Raw genomic sequence first — 17829 nt, forward strand, 5'->3', positions numbered from 1 at the left:
CTGAGGCTAATGGCGTTAGCCGAAGGCGTCAACCCCTCGCGCGATGACATCGCTCCCCGCCCTGCCCCGCCCCGGCCTCGTGGGGGGCGGGGCAGGGCGCCGGACGACGGCCCAGGGCTCCCGCGACTCCCGGGAGCGCTGAGACCGGTCAGGCGGCGTCGGTGCTCTCGACGTCCACGACCCAGGTCACGCCGAACCTGTCGGTTAGCATGCCGAATCCCGCGCTCCAGGCCGACGCCGCGAAGGGCTCGACGACCTTGGCGCCGTCGGAGAGGGCCTCCCAGCGGCGGGCGGTCTCGTCGAAGGATGTGCCGCGCACGGACAGGAAGAAGGGGCTGTCGGTCACGGTCGTGCCATTCTCACGCCGGGTCGTGCTCGCGACGGCCTCGGTCTGGCCCGGGACGTCGTAGGCCATCACGCTGAAGCCGTCGTCCGAGCGGAGCTGGCCGAAGACGACCTTGCCGGTGTCGGGCAGACCGGCGGGCATCCCGAGGTCGCCGTAGGTGGTCGTCTGCACCTGGCCCCCGAACACCGACTGGTAGAAGTCCAGCGCCGCGCGTGCCGTGCCGGGGAAGTTGAGGTGGGTCGTGGTCGTGAAGGTCATCGGGTGTCCTCTGGTTCGAGCCTGGAGAGCGGGCGGAGCGCCGCACGGGAGAGATCCTGCTCGGGGTAGAGGACAGATCGTGTCCGCTGCCTGCGGGAGGATGAGACCTATGACCGGACCGTCCTCCCGCATGCTCACGCTGCTGTCCCTGCTCCAGGCCCGCCGCGACTGGCCTGGGGGCGCACTGGCCGGGCGGCTCGGGGTGACCACCCGCACGGTCCGGCGCGACGTCGACAGGCTCCGTGAGCTCGGCTACCAGATCAGCGCCGTGAAGGGCCCTGACGGTGGCTACAGGCTCGCGGCGGGCTCCGAGCTGCCCCCGTTGCTGTTCGACGACGAGCAGGCTGTCGCCCTGGCTGTCGCGCTCCAGCACTCGCCGTCGAGCGGCGTCGACATCGACGAGGCTGCGGCCCGGGCGCTCGCGACGGTCCGGCAGGTCATGCCCTCACGGCTGCGGCACCGGGTCGACGGGGTCCAGTTCTCCGGGGCCGGGAGCCGCGTGCTGGTCGACCCCGGTGTGCTCGAGGCCGTGAGCGAGGCGGTCCGGCTGCGCAGGGTGCTGCGCTTCGACTACGAGACCCGTGCAGCGGGCGATCCAGGGGCCGGGACCGAGCCCGGTCCCGTGAGTCAGACCGGCGCTGTGACCGGGGCCGGCGCCGTGACCGGGACGGATGCGGTGAGCCAGACAACCCCAGCCCCGGCGCGCCGCGTAGAACCCCACGGCCTCGTCGCCCGCACCGGCCTCTGGTACCTCGTGGCCTACGACCTCGACCGCGACGACTGGCGGATCTTCCGCCTCGACAGGCTGGCACCCCGCACCCCAGCCGGGGCGGTCTTCACCCCGCGCCCCATCCCGACCGGCGACCCTGTCACCTTCCTCGCCGCCCGCGCCAAGGGTGCGACTGAGGCTGACCTGTGGCCGTGCGTCGGGCACGTCGAGATCGACCTGCCAGCAGCCGAGGTGCTGCCGTGGGCGCGGGACTGGCAGGTTGAGCCCCTCTCCGCGCAGGCGTGCCGGGTCACCGCAGGGTCGTGGTCGTGGCACGGGCTGCTCGCCGACCTCCTTCGCTTCGACGCGCCCTTCCGTGTCGTCGGACCGGCTGCTCTCGCAGACGAGGCTGATGCCGTCGCTGGGCGGCTCAGTCGCGCGGTGGTGCGGTGAGCTCTTCGGCGTAGGCCGTGACCGACCGCCCGTACTCGGGGAGCGTCGGTGCGAGGGCGAGCAGCGCCACCCGGAGAGCCTCGTCGGGTCGTCCGGCGTCGCGCAGCGCGAGCGCGAGGAAGGCCTGCGGTGCTGCGCCCAGGCTCGGTTCGTCGACCGTGCGCAAGAGGTCGACCGCGGCCTCGGGCTCGCCGACGTTGCGCAACGAGCTTGCGAGCTGCACCACGGCGCGCGGGGCACGGTCGCCGCTCAGCCCACGGTCGAGCGCTGCCCTGTAGAGCGGGACGGCCTCGGTCTCGAGACCGAGGAAGTCGTGCACGGACGCCCACTCGTAGAGGGCGTCGGGGTCTTCTGCGCCGCGCTCGGCGACCAGCTCGCGCATGGCGTCGAGCGCCTGCTCGGGGTGCTCGTCGTCCGCCGCTGCCCAGTACTCGTCGACCCGCTGGTCCCAGGAGATGTCCATCAGACCATCCTCGCAGCGCGGCTGGGCGCGGCGCACGCTGCTGACCGGGCCTCGCGCCTACGTGCGCGAGCGGACCGGCCGAGCGCGGCTCCCTCAGACGAGCGGGTTGAGCCGCTGGAACAGCACGTGGTCCTCCCAGCGCCCCGCGATCTTGAGGTAGCCCGGCGCGAGGCCGTACTGCTTGAAGCCAGCCCGCCCGAGCACCCCCTGCGAGGCGGAGTTCGAGCGCAGCGTGCCCGCCTCCACCCTGTGCAGGCCCATCTCGTCGAAGGCGATGTGGACGGCGGCCTCGACGGCCTCGGTGGCGAGCCCCTGGCCTGTTCTGTCTTCGGAGAGCCAGTACCCCATGCTGCACGAGAGGAACGGCCCGCGGACGATCCCGCTGAGGGTCAGGCGACCGGCGACCTCACCGTCGTGGTCGAGCACGACCAAGGGGAGGGACTCGCCGCGCTCGTGCCGCTCGAGGGCCGTCGTGATGTCTGCGCGCTGGCCGACCACCGTGAAGTACGTGTCCTCGCGGACAGGTTCCCAGGGTGCCAGGAAGGCACGGTTGCGCGTCTGGAGCTCGGCGATCACGGTGGCATCTTCGGGGGTGACGAGGCGGGTGCGAGACGACATGCCTGCGAGGGTGCCACCTGCGGGCGGAGAACTCCGACGTCTTCGGCGCGACGCGCCCAGGGCGATGTCAGCGAGGCTCGAGCAGCCACCTGTCCACGGTCACGCGGACCAGCACCCTGGCACCGTCGGTCGCCGGGTCGGCGGCGTCCCACCCGTACTTCGCGGCGAGCGACGCCACGACGTCTGGCCGGGCGCCGACGTCGACGAGCTCGGCCGTCCCCTGTCCGACCAGCCCGCCGTCGGGCTCGGTCCCGGCGATCGCGACGCTGACCCGCGGGTCCCTGCGCAGCAGGCTCGCCTTGCGGGATCCCGTCGTGATGGACAGCCAGAGGTCGCCCTGGACGTGGACGAACCAGACAGGGGTCGTGTGGGGAGGTCCGTCGGGCCGGTTGGCGGACAACCACAGGTGGAGGGACTGGTCGAGGAGGTCGTCTCTGTGCACGGACCAAGTCTCCCCGACCTGCACCGCCCGGAGGGGTGTGGTGGACTCAGAGGATGAACACGACACCACGCACTGTCCTGTCCATCGCCGTCCTGGGCACAGGCCTCGTCCTCGCCGGGTGCTCGTCCGACTCGGACGGAGGCACCGCGACGACGGCCTCGCCAGCCTCCGAGCCGGCCACCACCTCGGCCGAGACCTCAGAGCCTGCCGCCTCGGAGACGGCGACCACCGACCCCGCCGAGAGCACCGACGACGGTGCACTCATGGACGGCAACCAGCCCGTGGACATCCAGTCCTACGCCGGGACCTATCTCGCGCCCACGGTCGAGGGCGGCGTCGCCCTCGTGCCGGACCCCGCGGCCAACGAGGTGCCCGCGCAGTGGGTCGTCACGCCGCTCCCGTCGGGCGGCACGGGCTACCAGATCGTCACTGTCGCGGAGACCGACGGTGAGCCCAGCTGCCTCGCTGTCGCGATGGACGCCGACCCGTCGCTCGCGAGCTGTGACGAGCAGGACCCCGACCAGGTCTTCGTGGTCTCGCCGCTCGACAGCCCCGAGCAGGTGGCGCTGACCACCGCCGCCGGGTACCTCGGCGTCGACACCGAGAGCGGCAACCTCGCCGTCTACGACACCGGCGACCAGCTGAGCAGCACCTTCACCCTCGTCCCGCAGGGCTAGCCTCGGGCTTTCGTGGCAAGCCGCCGGACGCAGGAACAGGGTGAAAGGTCGAGGCTAGACGCCTGTCGGCCACCCGTGCTACCGTCTCGGACATCACGATCAGCCCGTTGCCGCAAGGCGCGGGCTGATTTTCTTTCTGCAGGAGAAGCGCACCGTGGAGTACACGAAGAGGTGGCTGCCCCTCGAAGCGCAGGTGGAGCGGTTGGCGCAGCGCGGCTTGGAAGTTGATGACCCGGCGCGTGCGGTCGGGCTGCTGCAGTCGATCGGCTACTACCGTGTGACCGGCTACCTGTACCCGTTCCTCGAGTCCGACGAGTATGTCGACGACGAGGGCCACACGAAGACCCGCGTGCTGGACAAGTACCGGCCGGGCACCGAGCTGCACCACGCTGAGTCGATCATCGACTTCGATCGGCAGCTGCGCTTGCTGGTCATGGACGGCGTGGAGCGGATTGAGGTGGCGGTGCGGATGCGCACCGGTTACGTACTGGGGCGAGCCTCGGCGTTCGCGCACGAGGACCCCGCTTGCTTTGACGACTCGTTCACCAGGGCGAACACTGACAGTCGCGATCCGCAGCCCAGCAAGCAGGTGGCGTGGCTCGAGCGGGTCAAGGCGCGTCGGGAAAGCTCCGACGAGCAGTTCGTCGTCCACTTCCGCGAGAAGTACGACGATCACATGCCGGTGTGGGCGCTGACCGAACTGCTCGAGCTGGGACACCTGTCCAACCTCTATCGAGGGATGCTCCAGAAGGATGCCGAGGAAGTCGCTCTGGCCTTCGGCGTCCCGAAGAAGAAGATGATGATCAGCTGGCTCGCCAGCCTGAACTACGTGCGGAATGCCGCGGCGCACCATGCTCGACTCTTCAACCGGAAGCTCCAGAACGCACCTTCGCGGCCAGCGGCGGGGAGCGTTCCGCTCCTCGACCACCTCCGTGCGCCAGGTGCCCCCAAGGAGGATTTCGGCACCTATAACGCCTTGGCGATCATCGCCCACATGCTGCGATCAATCGAAGCGGAGCGATCCTGGGCGCTACGCCTGGCCGGGCTGCTCCGCACCTTTCCGACGTCGCACGCACTCTCGATCCAGTCGATCGGCGTACCGCAGGGGTGGGAGACGCTCGAACTCTGGCGAGAGTGAAGATCGAGCACATGCTGAGTCTCGGAATGTCGGCGAGACGCCGGATCGGTGCCTGAGATCTAGAAGGTTAGGGGATCGGTGCTTACGGAGAGCGGCAACCTCGCCGTCTACGACACGGGCGACCAGCTGATCAGCACCTTCACGCTCGTTGCGCAGGGCGAAGGACTCAAGCCGCCTAGGCTGGTCCTGTGACTTCTGACCCTCGCCCGTCGACCGTCCCCGTGTCGTGGCGCGCCACGCTCTCCGCCGCAGCAGTCGCCCTCGTGCTGTGCGCGAGCATCCTCCTGGCCCCGCACGCCCAGGCTGCTGAGGCGCTCGCCTCGACCTCTGACGGCGGCGCCGAGCTGTCTGGCGGCTATGCCTGGTTGGCGGCGGCGGCCTTCGTCCTGCTGATCGTCGGGTCGGTCGGGCGCATCATCGGCATGCGGATGCTCTACAAGAACCGGAAGGCGCGGAAGGACCGCGAGACCGACGGCCTCTGAGCCCTCCGCGGATCGCGTCTCGCCGCACACCGCCCGCTCGTAGGCGCGGACGAGCCTCACCGCGTGGGCTATCCCGCCCGGCTCCGCGTCACGCCGACCGGACGAGCAGCTTCCTGATGCGCTTCTCGCCCCAGCCTCGCCTCACGCCGACCCGGCGAGCAGCTTCCGGATGCGCTTCTCGCTGACGGGTCCGTCCGTGCCGAGCTGCTGGGCGAAGAGCGAGACGCGCAGCTCTTCGATCATCCAGCGAGCCTGGCTCAGCTCGGCAGCTCGGGCCGGGTCCGGGCGCCCTGCTGCGTAGGCGGCCCGGGCCGCGTCGTAGGCCTCTTCGACGTCGTGCACCTTCCACGCGAGCTCGGCGTCGCGGTTCGGGTTGCTCGTCGCCTTCTCGAGCCTGTACGACGCCGCCCGCAGATACCTGGCGAGGTGCGGCAGACGGTCCGGCGGGGTCGCAGCCACAAAACCGTCGTAGACGAGCCCGGCCACGTGGTCGCGGACGTCGGCGAGGGTGTTGAGCAGCGCGAGCGAGCTCGACGACCTGATCTCGCCGTCGACGGTCCGCGCCGCTGTGAGCGCCGCGACGACGTGCCCGACGACCGTGTAGATCTCCTCTTCGAGCGCCTTCTTCACGGCTGCGCGGGTCGCCGTGTACGTCGCGAGGTCTCGGATCTGACCAGCCTCTGGCGTGAGGTGCTGGACAGCGGCGAGCTGGAGGTCGGCGACGAGCGCGCCCGTGTTCTTGTACGGGCTCGCGGCGAGGGTCAGCGACTGGGTCCCCGACCACCGCGACGTCACCCGCGACTGCTGGAGGGCTGTCTCGCCGAGGATCAGCCTGCGGACGCCGCGCGTGTGCTCGGCCTGCTGGCGCGACGCGTCGGCGAGCACCCGCAGGGCGACGGTGGTGGTCGCCCCCGAGCGCTCTTCGACGAGGGCGGGGTACCCGCGCACGACCATGCCGCCCGGGCCCGGTGTGTCGACCTGGGACGGGAGCACCCCGTCGGGCAGGGCCGACGGCCAGGTGGCGAGAGAGGCGACCTCGGCGACGGTGACACCTGTCGGGGCGTCGGGCGTCGTGGTCCGCGGCGCTGCCGCAGGTGCGGGAGTCCCTGTCCCGCCGGGGACGCCCCCGGCACTCGCACCCTTCGCGGCCGCAGCCGCCTCCTGCTGCGCCTCGCGCAGCGCTGTGCCGACGGCACTCTTGACCGCCGAGCGGACAGCAGCCTGCGACTGCGCGGCGAGCCGGCGCTGGAGCGCGACGAGGTCCTTGGACTCGTCGAGCACCACCTGCCCGCGCGGTCCGGAGCCGCTGCCGCGCTCTTCGAACACCCGGAAGGTCATCCGCAGATGGCCGGGGAGCTTCTCGCGGTCCCAGGCGTCGTCGGGCACGTCGACGTCGCGCAGCGCCTTGACCGCCCGGGTGAAGGCCTGCTCGTAGGACTCGGCCATGTCACCGGCACGCGTGATGTCTCCCCACGAGGGGGTGTTCGCCCGGATCCACGCGACGACACCGCGGGCGACGTCGGGCGCAGGGACCAGCTGGACGCGGACAGGCTTGGGCAGCGCACGGATGGTCGCGGTCGTCAGCTCGTCGAGCAGACCGGGGACCATCCAGTCGAAACCGTCGGGCACCACGCGGTTGAGCACCGAGATCGGGATGTGCACGGTGACGCCGTCGGCATCTGTCCCAGGCTGGAACTGGTACGTCAGCGGAAGGGTCAAATCGCCCTGGACCCACTCCTGCGGGAAGTCCTCGGCCGAGACCTCGACTCCCTCGGGGACGAGCAGGTCGAGGGTGAAGGTCAGCAGCTCGGGGTCGTCGCGGCGCGCGGACTTCCACCACTGGTCGAAGTGCCGTGCGGAGACGACCGAGGCGGGCACGCGCTCGTCGTAGAAGGCGAAGAGCGCGTCGTCGTCGACCACGAGACCACGCTGGCGCGAGCGGGCCTCGAGCTCGGCGGCCTCGTCGAGCAGGCGGCGGTTGTCGGCGTAGAAGGTGTGGTGGGTGGTCCACTCGCCTTGCACGAGGGCGTGGCGGATGAACAGCTCGCGGGCCTGCTCGGGGTCGACCTTGGAGAACAGCACCTTGCGGTCGGCGACGATCGGCACGCCGTAGAGCAGCACCTTCTCGATCGCCTGCGCAGCACCCTGCTTGCTCGACCAGTGCGGCTCGGAGTACGTGCGCTTGACCAGGTGCGCGGCGAGCTCTTCGGCCCACTCGGGCTGGATCTTCGCGACGTCGCGGCCCCACAGGCGCGAGGTCTCGACGAGCTCGCCTGCCATCACCCAGACCGGCGGCTTCTTGGCGAGGCCCGATCCGGGGAAGATCGCGAAGCGGGCACCGCGCGCCCCGAGATACTCGTTCCGCGCGAACTTCTTGGCCCGGCGGTCGGCCGCGGTCTCCCGGCCCTTGACGGCCGAGGCCTTGACCTCGGTGGCCTCCTGCATGCCGATCTGCGAGAGCAGCCCGGCGAGCAACGACTGGTGGATCGTGTCGCCGTCCCAGGTCTGGCGCAGGTCGAGCTCGGACACCCCGTCATCGACCCGGGACGCGACGGTGCTGCCCTGCGCATCGGGTCCGACGGTCCCGCCGGCTCCGCCCGAGCGGCGGCCGGGTGCATTCATGACGATGCCGAGCGGCTTGGACATCTCGCGCAGCTGACCGACGACGTCCTGCCACTCCCGGATCCGCAGGAAGTTGAGGAACTCCGCCCGGCACAGCCTGCGGAAGGCCGACGACGACAGGTCACGCTGCTGACCCCGCACGTACTCCCAGAGGTTGAGGTACGTGAGGAAGTCAGACGTCGGGTCGGTGAAGCGGGCGTGCTGCTGGTCGGCCTGAGCGCGCTGCTCGGTCGGACGCTCGCGGGGGTCCTGGATCGACAGCGCCGCCGCGATGATCATCACCTCGCGGGCCGCGCCGCGGCGCCCACCCTCGACGATCATCCGGGCCAGGCGCGGGTCCATCGGCAGCTGGGCGATGGCCCGGCCGGTCTCCGTGAGACGCGTGCCGCCACCGGCACCGAGGGCGTCACGGTCTGATCGTGACGGCTGCTCGGTCGAGGGCGTGCTCGACGAGCCGTCAGCACCGGTGAGGGTATCGGTGCCCTCGGAGGAGGGGTCGGCGGTCTGTGTCTGGCCCGCCTCGGACCGGGTTCCACGCCTCTCGGGCTTGCGGGTCTCGAGCGCACCGAGCTCGGTGAGCAGCTGGACGCCGTCGCGGATGGCCCGGGTGTCGGGAGGCTCGACGAAGGGGAACTTCGCGACGTCGTCGGGCGTGCGGACCACGCCGACGGAGATCATCTGCAGCAGCACCGAGGCGAGGGACGTGCGCAGGATCTCGGGCTCGGTGAACTCCGGGCGCGAGAGGAAGTCGTCCTCGGAGTAGAGGCGGATCGCGATGCCGTCGGCGACACGGCCACAGCGGCCCGATCGCTGGTTGGCCGAGGCCTGCGCGATCGGCTCGATCGGCAGGCGCTGCACCTTGGTCGCCTTGGAGTAGCGCGAGATGCGGGCTGTGCCCGGGTCGACGACGTACCGGATGCCCGGGACCGTCAGCGAGGTCTCGGCGACGTTGGTCGAGAGCACGACGCGCCGGCCCGGGTGCGCCTGGAACACACGGTGCTGCTCGGCGGCCGAGAGGCGGGCGTAGAGCGGCATGATCTCGACGTGGTCGGGGCGTCGGGCGTCGTTGACGCGCGGACCCAGGTGGCTCGACAGGGCGTCCTGGGCGTCGAGGATCTCTCGCTCGCCCGAGAGGAACACGAGGATGTCGCCCGGGCCGGCCGCGCACAGCTCGTCGACGGCCTCGCAGATGCCCGTCATGAGGTCGCGCTCCGCACCCTTCTTGGCCGCGGAGTCCTCGGGCGTCAGCGGGCGGTAGCGGATCTCGACGGGGAAGGTGCGGCCGGTGACCGAGACGACGGGGGCCATGGGGACGTCGTCGGCGGTCTCGTCGGCTGACTGCTGCGAGGCCGGCGGAGCCGTCGAGCCAGAGGCCTCCGAGGCGCTGACGGCAGCCGGCGCACCCGCGGCGTCGCGCGGCGCGAAGTGCCGGGCGAACCTGTCGGAGTCGATCGTCGCCGACGTGATGATGACCTTGAGGTCCGGGCGCTGCGGCAGCAGCTGCGTGAGGTACCCGAGGATGAAGTCGATGTTGAGGGAGCGCTCGTGCGCCTCGTCGATGATGAGCGTGTCGTAGGCGAGCAGCTGCGGGTCGCGCTGGATCTGCGCGAGCAGGATGCCGTCGGTCATGACCTTGACGAGGGTGTTCTCCGACGACGTGTCGGTGAACCGCACCTGGTAGCCGACGATCTCGCCCAGGGGCGTCCCGATCTCCTCGGCGATGCGCTCGGCGACAGTGCGCGCCGCGATACGACGAGGCTGGGTGTGGCCGATCTGCCCAGCGCGGCCGCGGCCGAGCTCGAGGGCGATCTTCGGCAGCTGGGTGGTCTTGCCCGACCCGGTCTCACCCGCGACGATGACCACCTGGTTGTCGCGGATCGCCGCGGCGATGTCTTCCCGGCGCGCCGAGACGGGCAGCTGCTCGGGGAAGGTGATCGGGGGAAGCTCGACAGCCGTGCGGGCGGCGGCGGCGCGGGCGAGCTTGCCGTGGTCGACGCGCGGCGTGCTGCCGCGGCGACCGGAGCCCTTGCCGCGACCCTCCTTCGCGCTCTGTGCCCGCGCGCCCTGTGCCTTCGTGCCCTGTGCGATCGCGCCCTGTGCCGGTTCGCCGCGACCGGTCGGGCTGGCAGACGTCTCGTCGTGAGGTGTCGACGAGGTCCCTCGACCGCGTCCACCACGCCGGCGTCGACCGCCGTCGCGGCGCGCGGGCGCACCGGAGGGAGCGTCCTGCGGGTCTGGGGAGTTCGGTGCCGTGCTCACAACCCACCATCCTCCCAGGCGCCGCCAACTCTTTTCGTCCAGGAGCGGTGGACAGCCCCCGAGAGGTCCCGTCCATGTGGCACGACCCACCCCCGCCGGACCGCGAGGTCGTACAGACACGCCAGAACTCGACCCGGAGGTCGGTGTTCTGGCGTGTCTGTACGACCTGGGTGCAGCGGGTGCGACCTGGTGCGGGTCGGGGTCAGTCCCGGCTGAGCTGGAGCGGCGCGAAGAACGCCAGGCTCACCGCGAGGAGGCCGCCGCCGAAGAGCAGGAACTCGAGGTCGGGCGTCGTGAAGGCGAGCGCCATCAGGTACATGCCCAGCAGGAACAGGGCGAGGGTGACGACGAAGGTGATGCCACGCATGGGGGTCCTCCAAGACTGAGATTCTGCTGGCAACGGTAGCAGGATGTGACGTCCTGTCAGGGGTCATGGTCTGACAGCAGCGGTCATGGTCCGGCCAGGCCGGCTGGCGAGCCAGGGTCTGGTCAGAGGCCCAGCGTCTTCTTGTACGAGAGCGCGAAGGAGGTGACGCCGCCGCCGAGGCTGTCGATGCACACGCGACGCCTGTCGAGCCCACCGACGGCAGGGCACGTGCCATCCATCGCGCGCAGCTCGTCGAGGACGGCCTCAGGCTGGTCGGAGGTATCGAGGTGGACCTCGAGCCAGCAGCCGCCCGACGCGCACCAGACGCTGCTCTCGTCCACGACCACCCCGTCGGGAAGGTCGACCTGGTCGGCCGACGGGACCGCAGACTCGTCGATCTCCACGAGCACGAGGGGCACCACCACGACGAGGCCGAGGATCACGACGACCGTGCCGACGGCACCCAGGACCGCTCTGCTGACCGCTCTACGTCCTCGCACGCTGCCCCCGAACGCCTCGTCACCGCGCTGACCTGCAGGTCTCATCGTCTCTCACCTCGGGCTGCGTCGTCGAGGGCCACCCCGGGCTCCGCGACGGTCTTGACCTCTCCGACGATCGCCCCTACTCTCCATGTAATCGGTTCCATGGAAACGATTACACGGCTGGCGCACCGCAGCGCCAGACGACCGAGCTCACCGAGGAGTCCGCATGTCGACGCCGACGATCCGCGATGTCGCCGCCCGAGCAGGGGTCTCGGTGGCCACAGTCTCGCGCGTCCTCTCCGAGGATCCCCGCACCTCCGCCTCGTCCCGCGAGAAGGTCTTCGCCGCCGCTGCCGAGATGGGCTTCCGCCCCAACGCCCAGGCGCGCTCCCTGCGCCGCACCCGCACCGACACCATCGGTGTCCTGCTCTCCGACGTCCGCAACCCCTTCTTCGCCGAGATCGCGCACACCGTCGCCCAGACCGCCCTGGCCTCGGACATCGCGACCCTGCTGTGCAACGCCGACGAGTCGACCGAGCAGCAGGACCACGCCCTCGACCTCCTCGTGTCCCAGCGCGTGGACGGCATCATCGTCACGCCGCAGGGCGACGGCTCCGGGTCGCTGCGCGACGTGCTCAAGCTCGGTCTCCCGGTGGTCTTCGTCGACCGCGTGATCGACGGGGTCGACGTCCCGAGCGTCACCTCCGACAACCGGTCGGGCGTGACAGCCGCCGTCGAGCACCTCGCGGCCCTCGGTCACCGCAGGATCGGTTTTGTCGCCGGACCGCAGGAGACCTCGACGGGGCGCGAGCGCCTCGTCGCCTACCGCGAGGCGATCGCCGCGGCGGGCCTCGACACGGACCCGGCCCTCGTCTACCAGGGTGACTTCCGCGTCGCCTCGGGCGTCGCCGGGGCGCGTGCCCTGCTCGACCTCGACGACGCCCCGACAGCCCTCGTGGCGGCCGACTCGCTCATGACCTTCGGGGTGCTCCAGGAGTGCCAGGACCGCGGTGTGCGCATCGGCGACGAGGTCTCGGTGATCGGCTACGACGACATCGACTCCTTCAGACTCGTCAACCCGCCGGTCACGGTGATCGCGCACGACCCCGCACGCATGGGGGCCCTCGCCGTCGCCATGATCCGCGATCTGCTCGCCGGTGAGCCCGTCACCTCGGCCGTGCTGGCCTCGAACCTCGTCGAGCGCGCCTCGACCGGACCCGCCAGGAGGAGCGCATGACCGCCGCAGCCCCCGTCCCCGCGAGCGAGCCGTCGCGCAGCCGCACCTCCGTCCCGGCCCCCGCACCCGTGCTCACCCTGGACTCCGTCTCGAAGTCCTTCGGGCCTGTCGACGTCCTCAAGGACATCACCGTCCACGTCCGCCCCGGGCGCGTGCAGGTGCTGCTCGGTGAGAACGGCGCCGGCAAGTCCACGCTCATCAAGATGATGTCCGGGATCTACCAGCCCGACGGTGGCCGCGTGGTCGTCGACGGCAAGGCCGTGCACCTGGGCAGCGTCCGCGACGCCGAGCGTCTGGGCATCGCGACCATCCACCAAGAGCTCAACCTCGTCCCCAGCATGACCGTGGCCGAGAACGTGCTCATGGGCCGTCTGCCCTCGCGCGGTGGGTTTGTGTCGCGGCGGACCACCCGGCGGCTCGCCCGCGAGGCCCTCGACAGGGTCCGCCTCGACGTCGACCTCGACACCCCCGTCGGCCAGCTCGGCATCGCCCGCCAGCAGCTCGTCGAGATCGCCAAGGCGCTCAGCCTCAACGCGCGTGTGCTCATCCTCGACGAGCCGACGGCCGCGCTCACCGGGAGCGAGACCGAGGTGCTGTTCGGCGTCGTCGAAGAGCTCCGGCGCGACGACGTCGCGATGGTGTTCATCAGCCACCACCTCGAGGAGATCGCCGCGATCGGCGACGAGGTGAGCGTGCTGCGCGACGGCGCCCTCGTCGCCGAGGTCCCCGCCTCGACGCCCGAGGACGAGCTCGTCCGCCTCATGGTCGGCCGGGACATCACCGAGCAGTACCCGCGCCGCACCCACACCCCGGGCGAGGAGGTGCTGCTCGACGTCCGCGGCCTGACCCGGACGGGCGTGCTCCACGGCATCGACGTCCAGGTCCGTGCCGGCGAGGTCGTCGGCGTCGCCGGGCTGGTGGGCGCAGGCCGCACCGAGCTGCTGCGCGCGATCGCCGGCGCAGACCCCTACGACTCCGGGACCGTGCACGTCGACGGCCAGCGTCTCGCGCCGCGCTCCGTCGGCAGCGCCGTCGCGGCGGGCATCGGCCACGTCCCCGAAGACCGCAAGGGCCAGGGCCTCGTGCTCGACGCCTCGGTCGCCGAGAACCTCGGCTACGCGACGCTCGCCGCGACCTCCCGCGCAGGGTTTGCCGACCGCAGCGGCCAGCGCAGCCGCGCGCAGGAGGTCGCCACCCGACTGCGGATCCGCATGCGGGACGTCGACCAGGCCGCCCGTGACCTGTCCGGCGGCAACCAGCAGAAGATCGTCTTCGGCCGCTGGGTGCTCGCCGGCTCGCGCGTGCTGCTGCTCGACGAGCCCACCCGCGGCGTGGACGTCGGCGCCCGCGTCGAGATCTACGAGCTCATCAACGCCGTCGCCGCTGCGGGCGGCGCCGTCCTGCTGGTGTCGAGCGACCTCCCCGAGGTGCTCGGCGTCAGCGACAGGGTCCTGGTGATGAGCGGTGGCCGGCTCACCGGCGAGCTGCCCGCCTCGACCGCCACCCAGGACCAGGTGATGGCCCTGGCCGTCAAGCACGCGGACGACGACGACCACGTCGCCCCCTCCCACGGACCCGAAGGGAGCCCCTCATGAGCGGCTCGAGCACCATCGCCCCCACCAAGCCCTCGACCCAGGAGCGGCGGCTGCGGCTGCCCGGCCTCTCCGGCCAGCTGGCCACGACGCTCCTACCCTTCATCGGGCTGCTCGTCCTGTGCCTCGTCCTGTTCATCCTCACGCCGAACTTCCTCACCTACGGCAACCTCCTCAACGTCGGCGTGCAGGCCTCGACCATCGCGGTGATGGCCTTCGGCATGACCTTCGTCATCGTGGCCGGGGGCATCGACCTGTCGGTCGGCTCGGTCGCCGCGCTCTCCGGGATGCTGTCGGCGTGGATGTTCGCCACTGCCGACCTCCCCGGCTGGCTCGCCCTCGTCGGCGGGCTGCTCACGGGTCTGGTGGCCGGTGCGGTCTCTGGCTTCGCCGTCGCCTACGGCAGGCTCCCGGCCTTCATCGCGACCCTCGCCATGCTGTCGGTGGCCCGGGGTCTCACCCTCGTGATCTCGGACGGGCGCCCCATCCGCACCTCGCCCGCCGTCTCCTGGCTCGGCAGCGACGTCCTGGGCGTCCCGGTGCCGATCATCGTGCTGGCCGTCGCGGGCATCGTCACGGCCGTGATCCTCAACAGGACCGTCATCGGTCGCTCGATGTACGCGGTCGGCGGCAACGAAGAGGCCGCGCGCCTGTCCGGCATCCCGGTCAAGCGCGTCCTGGTCACCGTCTTCGCCCTGTCCGGGCTGTTCGCGGCCCTCGCCGGGATGCTCATCGCCGGGCGCCTCGACTCCGCGCAGCCGCAGGCCGCCTCGGGCTACGAGCTCGACGCGATCGCCGCTGTCGTCATCGGCGGGGCGTCGCTCTCCGGCGGTGTCGGGCGGGCCTCAGGGACCCTCGTCGGGGCCCTGATCCTCGCCGTCATCCGCAACGGCCTCAACGTCCTGGGCGTCTCGTCCTTCTGGCAGCAGGTCGTCATCGGACTGGTCATCGCGCTCGCCGTCTTCGTCGACGTGCTGCGCCGCCGCGGCACCCGCAGCTGACCGTCCGGGCCTCGGGCCGGGGCGCCTCCGCGCCCTCTGCCGCCACCCATCTCTCCAGTTCCCACATCCCTCCGCAGTTCCCCACCCCCACCTCAAGGAGCGAACGATGACGTTCACCACCCGCGGCCGCCTCGCCGCCGTAGTCCTGACCACCTCCCTCGTCCTCGCCGGCACCGCTGCCTGCGGCCGCGGCGACACCGACGGCGGCGGCTCTGACGAAGGGTCCGGGAAGTCCGTGACCCTGTCGCTGTCGACCCTCAACAACCCGTTCTTCGTCGACGTCCGCGACGGCGCCCAGGAGGCGGCCGACGAGCTCGGCATCGACCTCACTGTCGTCGACGCCCAGAACGACTCGACAGCGCAGACCGACCAGATCGCCTCGGCGGTGTCCTCAGGCACCGAGGGGCTGCTCATCAACGCCGTCGACTCCGACGCCGCGGCAGCTGCCGTCGCCCCGGCACTGTCGGGCGACCTGCCCGTGATCGGTGTCGACAGGACGGTCAACGGTGCCGAGATCACCTCGCTCGTCTCGAGCGACAACGTCGCCGGCGGTAGCCAGGCCGCCGACGCCCTGGCCAAGGCCATCGGCGAGCAGGGCAAGGTCATCGTGCTCCAGGGCCAGCCGGGCACCTCCGCCAGCCGCGACCGCGGCGCCGGCTTCACCGAGGGCATCGCTGCCTACCCGGGCATCGAGGTCGTCGCCATGCAGACCGCGAACTTCGACAGGGCGCAGGCCCTCGACGTCGCGACCAACCTGCTCCAGGCCAACCCCGACGTGGTCGGCATCTTCGCCGAGAACGACGAGATGGCCCTCGGTGCCATCCAGGCGCTCGGCGCACGCGCCGGCGACGACGTCCACGTGGTCGGCTTCGACGGCACCGACGACGGCCTCGCAGCCGTCGAGTCCGGGACCCTCGAGGCGACGATCGCGCAGCAGCCCCGCGAGCTCGGTCGCCAGTCCGTCGAGCTCATGGCCGACGTCCTCGCAGGGGAGACTGTCGACAGCGAGGTCCCCGTGGCCGTCGAGACCGTGACGAAGGACAACGTGGGGGACTACCAGTCGTGAACCAGCACACCCGCACCGTCCCCCGGCCCGAGGTGGCCGGGGGACCACCCGCAGCGCACGGCCGGACCGGTGTGGTGGTCGTCGGGTCGGTCAACGCCGACCTGCTCACCACGGTCGACCAGCACCCGCGCCCCGGCGAGACCGTCCTCGGGCGCACCCTCGACGTGCTGCCCGGCGGCAAGGGCGCCAACCAGGCTGTCGCAGCCGCTCAGCTGGGAGCCCAGACCGCCCTCGTCGGGGCCGTCGGCTCCGACCAGTTCGCCGAGCCGGCGCTGGCCGGCCTGCAGGCCGCCGGGGTCGACCTCGGGGCCGTGACAGCGGTCGAGGGGTCCACAGGCGTCGCGCAGGTGACAGTCTCGGCAGACGGGGAGAACGCCATCGTCGTGATCCCGGGTGCCAACGCGTCCGTGGACGACGTGGTCGTCGACGCCTACGCCGAGCTCGTCGGCGGGGCGGCCGTCGTGGTCGTCCAGGGGGAGATCCCGCGGACGGGCATCGAGGCCGCAGCCCGGCACACCCAGGGGCGTCTCGTCGTGAACCTCGCCCCCGTCGTCGACGTGGACCGCGAGGTGCTCCTGGCAGCCGACCCGCTCGTCGTCAACGAGCACGAGGCGGCTCTGGTGCTCGCGATGCTCGACGCGTCCTCCGGTCGGGGTGAGGCGGCTTCCTCGGGGGTGACGTCGTCTGGGGCAGAGGTCCCGGACAGCGTGGCCAGAGGTGACGCGACCACAGACGACGCGACCACGGGCAGCGCGCCCGAGGAGACCGAGCCTGAGGACACCGCGGTCGAGACCGACCGTGGCACGGCGGACGACGAGCAGCGTGTCGTCGACGCGCTGCTCGCCCATGGCGTGCCGTCGGTCGTCCTGACTGTCGGGGCTCGTGGCGCGCTCGTCGCGGACGGGTCGGGGACCACCCTCGTCCCGTCTCCGCGCGTCGAGGCAGTCGACACGACCGGCGCAGGAGACGCCTTTGTCGGTGCGCTCGCCTACAGGCTCTCCGAGGGCGACGGCCTCGTCGAGGCTGCCCGGCTCGCTGCCCGCGTCGGCGCGTACGCCGTCCGGGGGAGCGGTGCGCAGCCGTCCTACCCCTGGGCCGGCGACCCGTTGCCCGAGACCATCGCGCAGTGCGCAGCCCGTGCAGCGTCCGCCGCGACCTCCGCGGCGCAGGCAGCCGTGGGTGCGACCCGCGCGGGAGCCGACCACCACGAGCCGAAGGACGACCGACGGTGAAGCGCACCGGGCTGCTGAACCCCGACCTCGCCGCTGGTGTCGCGCGCCTCGGCCACGGGCACCTCGTGCTCGTCGTCGACTGCGGGACGCCGATCCCGCCGGGTGCGCGGGTCGTCGACGTCACTGTCGTCGCCGGGGTGCCGAGCTTCGTGCAGGTGCTCGACGCCGTGCTCGACGAGATCGTCGTCGAGGGGTCCGTCGCGGCGAGCGAGTCGACCGGGACTGTCGTGACCGACTGGTTGGAGGAGCGCGGCCTGAACCCGCAGCTCGTCCCGCACGAGGACCTCAAGGCTCTCTTGCCCGGCGCCGCGCTCGTCGTCCGCACGGGTGAGGCGACACCCTGGGCCAACGTCGCGCTGCGCTGCGGCGTGCCGTTCTGAGGGAT

General features: G+C 71.5%; 17 protein-coding genes. 10 read left to right on the plus strand and 7 right to left on the minus strand.

What is annotated here, in order from left to right; translation table 11 throughout:
• Positions 1–148: 148 nt before the first annotated feature.
• Positions 149–604 (minus strand): VOC family protein, encoded by a 456-nt coding sequence (locus HZZ10_RS00675; protein WP_179912044.1) that lies wholly within the window; start codon positions 602–604, stop codon positions 149–151.
• Between the two features lie 109 nt (positions 605–713).
• On the opposite strand from HZZ10_RS00675, the gene HZZ10_RS00680 reads away from it, so the two are divergent.
• Positions 714–1766: a helix-turn-helix transcriptional regulator gene (locus tag HZZ10_RS00680; protein WP_179912045.1), complete on the plus strand. Its 1053-nt coding sequence runs from the start codon at positions 714–716 to the stop codon at positions 1764–1766.
• On the opposite strand, the gene HZZ10_RS00685 is transcribed toward HZZ10_RS00680, so the two are convergent.
• The 3 genes from HZZ10_RS00685 to HZZ10_RS00695 form a co-directional block, all read right to left on the minus strand.
• On the minus strand, positions 1744–2229 hold the full coding sequence (locus tag HZZ10_RS00685; RefSeq protein WP_056134954.1) for a tetratricopeptide repeat protein: 486 nt from the start codon (positions 2227–2229) through the stop codon (positions 1744–1746). The two genes, HZZ10_RS00680 and HZZ10_RS00685, sit on opposite strands and share 23 nt — an antisense overlap.
• Positions 2230–2322: 93 nt before the next feature.
• A complete protein-coding gene (locus tag HZZ10_RS00690; RefSeq protein WP_056134957.1) occupies positions 2323–2847 on the minus strand; it encodes a GNAT family N-acetyltransferase in 525 nt (174 codons plus the stop codon).
• Between the two features lie 67 nt (positions 2848–2914).
• On the minus strand, positions 2915–3289 hold the full coding sequence (locus HZZ10_RS00695) for a pyridoxamine 5'-phosphate oxidase family protein (RefSeq protein WP_162246154.1): 375 nt from the start codon (positions 3287–3289) through the stop codon (positions 2915–2917).
• Positions 3290–3342: 53 nt separating this feature from the next.
• Here HZZ10_RS00695 and HZZ10_RS00700 point away from each other — a divergent pair, with 53 nt between their 5' ends.
• From HZZ10_RS00700 to HZZ10_RS00710, 3 genes are all read left to right on the plus strand, one after another.
• Positions 3343–3966, plus strand: coding sequence for a hypothetical protein (locus HZZ10_RS00700; RefSeq protein WP_179912046.1), 624 nt, complete (start codon positions 3343–3345; stop codon positions 3964–3966).
• 154 nt (positions 3967–4120) lie between these two features.
• Positions 4121–5104, plus strand: a complete 984-nt coding sequence (locus tag HZZ10_RS00705) for an Abi family protein (RefSeq protein ID WP_179912047.1) — start codon at positions 4121–4123, stop codon at positions 5102–5104.
• Positions 5105–5292: 188 nt separating this feature from the next.
• The gene (locus HZZ10_RS00710) at positions 5293–5586 is read left to right on the plus strand and encodes a hypothetical protein (protein ID WP_179912048.1); all 294 of its coding nucleotides are present in this window, start codon (positions 5293–5295) and stop codon (positions 5584–5586) included.
• Positions 5587–5727: 141 nt separating this feature from the next.
• On the opposite strand, the gene HZZ10_RS00715 is transcribed toward HZZ10_RS00710, so the two are convergent.
• The 3 genes from HZZ10_RS00715 to HZZ10_RS00725 form a co-directional block, all read right to left on the minus strand.
• On the minus strand, positions 5728–10467 hold the full coding sequence (locus HZZ10_RS00715) for a DUF3418 domain-containing protein (protein ID WP_179912049.1): 4740 nt from the start codon (positions 10465–10467) through the stop codon (positions 5728–5730).
• Between the two features lie 202 nt (positions 10468–10669).
• On the minus strand, positions 10670–10834 hold the full coding sequence (locus HZZ10_RS00720) for a hypothetical protein (RefSeq protein WP_179912050.1): 165 nt from the start codon (positions 10832–10834) through the stop codon (positions 10670–10672).
• Positions 10835–10956: 122 nt separating this feature from the next.
• Complete coding sequence (locus HZZ10_RS00725; RefSeq protein ID WP_056134972.1) at positions 10957–11379, minus strand: hypothetical protein; 423 nt, start codon at positions 11377–11379, stop codon at positions 10957–10959.
• Positions 11380–11542: 163 nt separating this feature from the next.
• On the opposite strand from HZZ10_RS00725, the gene HZZ10_RS00730 reads away from it, so the two are divergent.
• From HZZ10_RS00730 to rbsD, 6 genes are all read left to right on the plus strand, one after another.
• A complete protein-coding gene (locus tag HZZ10_RS00730; protein ID WP_179912051.1) occupies positions 11543–12553 on the plus strand; it encodes a LacI family DNA-binding transcriptional regulator in 1011 nt (336 codons plus the stop codon).
• A complete protein-coding gene (locus HZZ10_RS00735) occupies positions 12550–14148 on the plus strand; it encodes a sugar ABC transporter ATP-binding protein (RefSeq protein WP_179912052.1) in 1599 nt (532 codons plus the stop codon). Before HZZ10_RS00730 ends, HZZ10_RS00735 begins: the two co-directional genes overlap by 4 nt.
• On the plus strand, positions 14145–15146 hold the full coding sequence (locus HZZ10_RS00740; RefSeq protein WP_179912053.1) for an ABC transporter permease: 1002 nt from the start codon (positions 14145–14147) through the stop codon (positions 15144–15146). The genes HZZ10_RS00735 and HZZ10_RS00740 overlap by 4 nt, the downstream gene beginning before the upstream one ends.
• Before the next feature lie 106 nt (positions 15147–15252).
• Positions 15253–16212 carry a substrate-binding domain-containing protein gene (locus HZZ10_RS00745; RefSeq protein WP_179912054.1) on the plus strand — a complete coding sequence of 320 codons (960 nt, stop codon included), beginning with the start codon at positions 15253–15255 and terminating at the stop codon, positions 16210–16212.
• Positions 16209–17444: a ribokinase gene (locus HZZ10_RS19975; protein ID WP_308507447.1), complete on the plus strand. Its 1236-nt coding sequence runs from the start codon at positions 16209–16211 to the stop codon at positions 17442–17444. Before HZZ10_RS00745 ends, HZZ10_RS19975 begins: the two co-directional genes overlap by 4 nt.
• Positions 17441–17824, plus strand: a complete 384-nt coding sequence (rbsD, locus tag HZZ10_RS00755) for a D-ribose pyranase (protein WP_179912055.1) — start codon at positions 17441–17443, stop codon at positions 17822–17824. The genes HZZ10_RS19975 and rbsD overlap by 4 nt, the downstream gene beginning before the upstream one ends.
• Positions 17825–17829: the final 5 nt, after the last annotated feature.

It is taken from the genome of Sanguibacter inulinus, assembly GCF_013415325.1.
GTDB lineage: Bacteria > Actinomycetota > Actinomycetes > Actinomycetales > Cellulomonadaceae > Sanguibacter > Sanguibacter inulinus.

Coding starts and splice junctions, on each gene's coding strand:
- HZZ10_RS00730 (WP_179912051.1), top strand. CDS start 11,543: ATGTCGACGCCGACGATCCGCGATGTCGCCGCCCGAGCAGGGGTCTCG.
- HZZ10_RS00685 (WP_056134954.1), bottom strand. CDS start 2,229: ATGGACATCTCCTGGGACCAGCGGGTCGACGAGTACTGGGCAGCGGCG.
- HZZ10_RS00690 (WP_056134957.1), bottom strand. CDS start 2,847: ATGTCGTCTCGCACCCGCCTCGTCACCCCCGAAGATGCCACCGTGATC.
- HZZ10_RS00735 (WP_179912052.1), top strand. CDS start 12,550: ATGACCGCCGCAGCCCCCGTCCCCGCGAGCGAGCCGTCGCGCAGCCGC.
- HZZ10_RS00720 (WP_179912050.1), bottom strand. CDS start 10,834: ATGCGTGGCATCACCTTCGTCGTCACCCTCGCCCTGTTCCTGCTGGGC.
- HZZ10_RS00740 (WP_179912053.1), top strand. CDS start 14,145: ATGAGCGGCTCGAGCACCATCGCCCCCACCAAGCCCTCGACCCAGGAG.
- HZZ10_RS00675 (WP_179912044.1), bottom strand. CDS start 604: ATGACCTTCACGACCACGACCCACCTCAACTTCCCCGGCACGGCACGC.
- HZZ10_RS00700 (WP_179912046.1), top strand. CDS start 3,343: ATGAACACGACACCACGCACTGTCCTGTCCATCGCCGTCCTGGGCACA.
- HZZ10_RS00745 (WP_179912054.1), top strand. CDS start 15,253: ATGACGTTCACCACCCGCGGCCGCCTCGCCGCCGTAGTCCTGACCACC.
- HZZ10_RS00680 (WP_179912045.1), top strand. CDS start 714: ATGACCGGACCGTCCTCCCGCATGCTCACGCTGCTGTCCCTGCTCCAG.
- HZZ10_RS00725 (WP_056134972.1), bottom strand. CDS start 11,379: ATGAGACCTGCAGGTCAGCGCGGTGACGAGGCGTTCGGGGGCAGCGTG.